The sequence below is a fragment of the Acinetobacter sp. V2 genome (assembly GCF_001188385.1).
Classification (GTDB): Bacteria; Pseudomonadota; Gammaproteobacteria; order Pseudomonadales; family Moraxellaceae; genus Acinetobacter; species Acinetobacter oleivorans.
Map to the genome: position 1 here is coordinate 1,182,105 of NZ_JZFB01000001.1, position 3,477 is coordinate 1,185,581.

General features: G+C 37.1%; 4 protein-coding genes. 1 reads left to right on the forward strand and 3 read right to left on the reverse strand.

Going from position 1 to position 3,477, the window contains the following annotated elements; translation table 11 throughout:
* Positions 1-132 precede the first annotated feature (132 nt).
* Positions 133-1,002 carry a LysR family transcriptional regulator gene (locus UC75_RS05395; protein ID WP_049836942.1) on the reverse strand — a complete coding sequence of 290 codons (870 nt, stop codon included), beginning with the start codon at positions 1,000-1,002 and terminating at the stop codon, positions 133-135.
* 225 nt (positions 1,003-1,227) lie between these two features.
* On the opposite strand from UC75_RS05395, the gene UC75_RS05400 reads away from it, so the two are divergent.
* Positions 1,228-2,082 (forward strand): DMT family transporter, encoded by an 855-nt coding sequence (locus UC75_RS05400; protein WP_049836943.1) that lies wholly within the window; start codon positions 1,228-1,230, stop codon positions 2,080-2,082.
* Positions 2,083-2,135: 53 nt separating this feature from the next.
* Here the strand turns inward: UC75_RS05400 and UC75_RS05405 are convergent, their stop codons facing one another.
* Entirely contained in the window at positions 2,136-2,399 is a 264-nt protein-coding gene (locus UC75_RS05405) for a hypothetical protein (protein WP_049836944.1), read from the reverse strand.
* 160 nt (positions 2,400-2,559) lie between these two features.
* A partial coding sequence (locus tag UC75_RS05410) for a minor capsid protein (protein ID WP_228137106.1) occupies positions 2,560-3,477 on the reverse strand: 918 nt, incomplete at its 5' end.

The window sequence follows — 3,477 nt, forward strand, 5'->3', positions numbered from 1 at the left end:
CAGATAGTGAGTTAATAAATACTTTTTATTAGTTTTACGATCAGCATAGGTTTCTAGGCTTTTTTGTAGATTTAACGCAAAAATGTAAAGCGCTTTAGTTTGACCTTTAAATATCGACTTAAAATTTGGTCATTAAACATTAACTGAGTGTCTGAGCGTTTTAATGAGTAATTCATATAGGTGGTCTACAGCTTTTGACTCTAAAGAAGATCTACTCCGATAAACAGCAGTCTCCATCGGCTCTAATGGCCCAAGTCCATGATCTGCACCTAATATGGTTAAATGCTCAGGTGCACTGCATTGTGTGAACACAGCGATTGCTAAACCGCTTTCAACTGCTGCAATTTGACCAGCCAAACTTGAACTGTTGTAGACCACACGGTAACGGCGCCCTTGTAATGCCAAAGAATGAATAGCGCTCTTTTTGGCTTGGCTGGTACTTTCGTAAACTGCAATTGGAAGCGGGTCTTCTCGCCAGAGTTCAAATTGTGGAGAGCCAACCCATACCATTGGTTCATGAAATAACAGTGTTCCTTGACGAGCGTTATCTCTTGAAATTAATGCCAAGTCTATATCCCCACTTTCTACTCGCGGAATTAACGAAGTCGACTGCTCACAGATCAATTCAATTTCAACACCTCCGTAACGTGGCGCAAAACGTTTGAGTACTGGTGTTAAATATTTAGCGGCATAGTCATCAGGTACGCCAAGACGTATACGGCCCTTTAATTCATCTCCATGAAATGCCATTTGAGCTTCTGCATGTAAGTCGAGAATTCGGCGCGCATAACCTAAAAGTAGCTGTCCTTGCGACGTTAATTCAATTTGTCGATGTGTTCGCATTAAAAGTTGGCAATGCAGCGCTTCTTCTAGTTTTTTCAGTTGCATGCTAACCGCAGACTGAGAGCGATATAACTCAGGTGCTGCATTCGACAATGAGCCTGTATCTACGACTGTGACAAAGCATTTTAACCAATCAATCTGTAAGTTTTTTATATTCATTGCGATTTATCTATTCGATTTTCAAATAGTATATAAAAGAATTATGCGCTTTTCTTTATCTATTCTCTCTCCCATACTGAAATTAGAAGAAGTTAAAACAATTCATTTTTCTAAAAGAAGCTATCCGTGAATTGATTAATGTCTGAATAACACATTAATAGCGACGCTGACTAACAATTTCATCACTTCGTATTTCTTAGATATTACGCACTAGGAGGAGGTTTTATGCGCCTAAATAAACAGATGCTTGCATCACAAAGCGCGACATCTATTTTCGTTTTACTTTGGGGAAGTGCTGCAATTTTTACTCGTTGGGGACTTGATAATGCTTCACCCATAGCCTTATTAATTCTGCGCTTTTCAACTGCTTTAATTGCTCTATCGCTACTGGCTATTTTTAGAAAACGGCTCTTACCCAAGCATGGAACCCGTAAGCAAGTTTTACTAACGGGCCTACTCATGATCGCAGGTTATTCAATCTGCTATTTTAAAGCCATGGCTCATGGGGTCACGCCTGGTTTGATGGCCACAATTATGGGAATACAACCCATTTTAACGCTTTGCCTTTTAGAAAAAAGTTTACAAAAAGAAAGGCTTTTCGGTTTACTCATTGCTTTAGCAGGTCTCATTCTTTTAGTCTGGAAAAGCCTAACAATGTCGTTTATTGCGCCGATCGGCATATTCTTTGCCTTGGCTGCCCTGATCTGTATAACCTTTGGGGCCATTATGCAAAAGAACATTCAACAGGCTCCTACAGATGTCCTACCACTACAATATGTAGTTAGCCTTGTAGTTTGCCTATTTATAGTTCCCTTTGAACATTTTGAAATAACGTGGAATTCACAACTGATTATTTCTGTCTTATTTCTTGGAATTTTAATTTCTGTAGTTGCACAACTTTTACTTTACAGACTTTTAAATCAGGGCAATATTGTCAACGTGACAAGCCTGTTCTATTTGGTTCCCATTGTTACTGCGCTCTTAGATTTTCTAATTTTAAAAAATACGTTACCTCTGGCAGGTTTAATTGGAATGATTGCAATTTTACTAGGCTTATTACTTGTATTTAAAAAGAAATAACTCATAGAAATAATATAGAACCCTCAACTGAGGGTCTTATTTTGAGTAAAAAATTAATCTAAATTTTTCCAGTCTGTACCAATTTGAGCTAATGCTGGAAGCTCATCACTATTAAAAACATTAGAATTACGGTCAATAGCAAATCGATAGATGGGCATAGAGTCAGCTTCAGTTTTCTTAAAGAAACTGAAGTTTTCATTAAGATGATAATTCCCCCCTTCTGTAGATTTTGTTGCTGTTCCTGAGGGTATATGAGTATAACTTTCACACTCCACTTCAACATTATTTCCGGCAAGATCTTGGTAGGAAAATTTCATGTTTTAATCCTTTCTAAATTTTTATGATTGAGAAAAACTTAACATGCTATCTGGCTAGATTATTGAAACTTTTTTAACTAATTGTTTAAGTGTGTATATTTGGTTAAAACAAAAAAGTTATTCAAGATAAAAATCCTATTTCAAATGCTTCTGCTCTCACTCATAAATCCAAAAATTTTAAAGCCCGCTCATCAAGTTCTTTAAGTTCCTCGAGTGTATATAAGCGCCCCTCTGGATCAAAAAATTTATCAAAATCGAATTGCCCCTCTTTATATAATTGATATCGTTTAGGCCCTAACCATTCTTTTTGAAAGAAATCATCTGTCAGTTTAAAAAACTCTTTAAAAGAAGTATTTGCATCTAACTGACCAGTTAATTGTTCGCGCTCATCTTTAGGAATATCTTTAAATTTTCTTTCATCCATAATGAAAGCTCGACTACCAGCGAGCTGACCGTCCTCAAGAGTTGGAAGTAAAATGCTGCGGCAATGCGGATGTAAAGGAGGAACTTTTTTTGCCGGATCGTTAAGCTGCCATACCGAACCATCAAGTGAGGCACACGTTTTCGATGTCCTTCCATCAAGAACACTTATAAATCGGACATATTCAAACTTTAATTGTTTATAGCTATTTAAATATGCCTGATTGGATATATGGCTTCGAATTGTACGTACAGTTCGTTCAATATCTGTTTTAGTACTATTGAGTAGCCCATCTTCATATTTAAGACGTTTAGTTCCATGAATACGCTGAATAATTTGTAGGGTTGTAGCACCAATATTAAGCCCATCTCGAATCGCATATTCAACTCTTTGACGAGCTAGCTCAGCAATTTTAGAGAGTAGTTCATCTACTAATGCTCCACCCGCTAAAGGAACACGTTTAGCAGCTTTATAGAGTTGCTCGCCTTTTAGCTCTTTATGTTGGCCGCCAAAAATTTTTGACATATATCTAGCTTCATAGAAAGCCAATGCCACAGCAGATATTGTAAAAGTGTCAGTGAGAGCTTCATTAATCAAATTAAACCACTGAGAAATTAGCGCACGTATCTCTCTTAAATTGGCTGTTGAATAAATTCC

Bases quoted from the DNA above. Each gene is read 5' to 3' on its own strand.
- UC75_RS05400 (WP_049836943.1), top strand. From the start codon at position 1,228: ATGCGCCTAAATAAACAGATGCTTGCATCACAAAGCGCGACATCTATT.
- UC75_RS05395 (WP_049836942.1), bottom strand. From the start codon at position 1,002: ATGAATATAAAAAACTTACAGATTGATTGGTTAAAATGCTTTGTCACA.
- UC75_RS05405 (WP_049836944.1), bottom strand. From the start codon at position 2,399: ATGAAATTTTCCTACCAAGATCTTGCCGGAAATAATGTTGAAGTGGAG.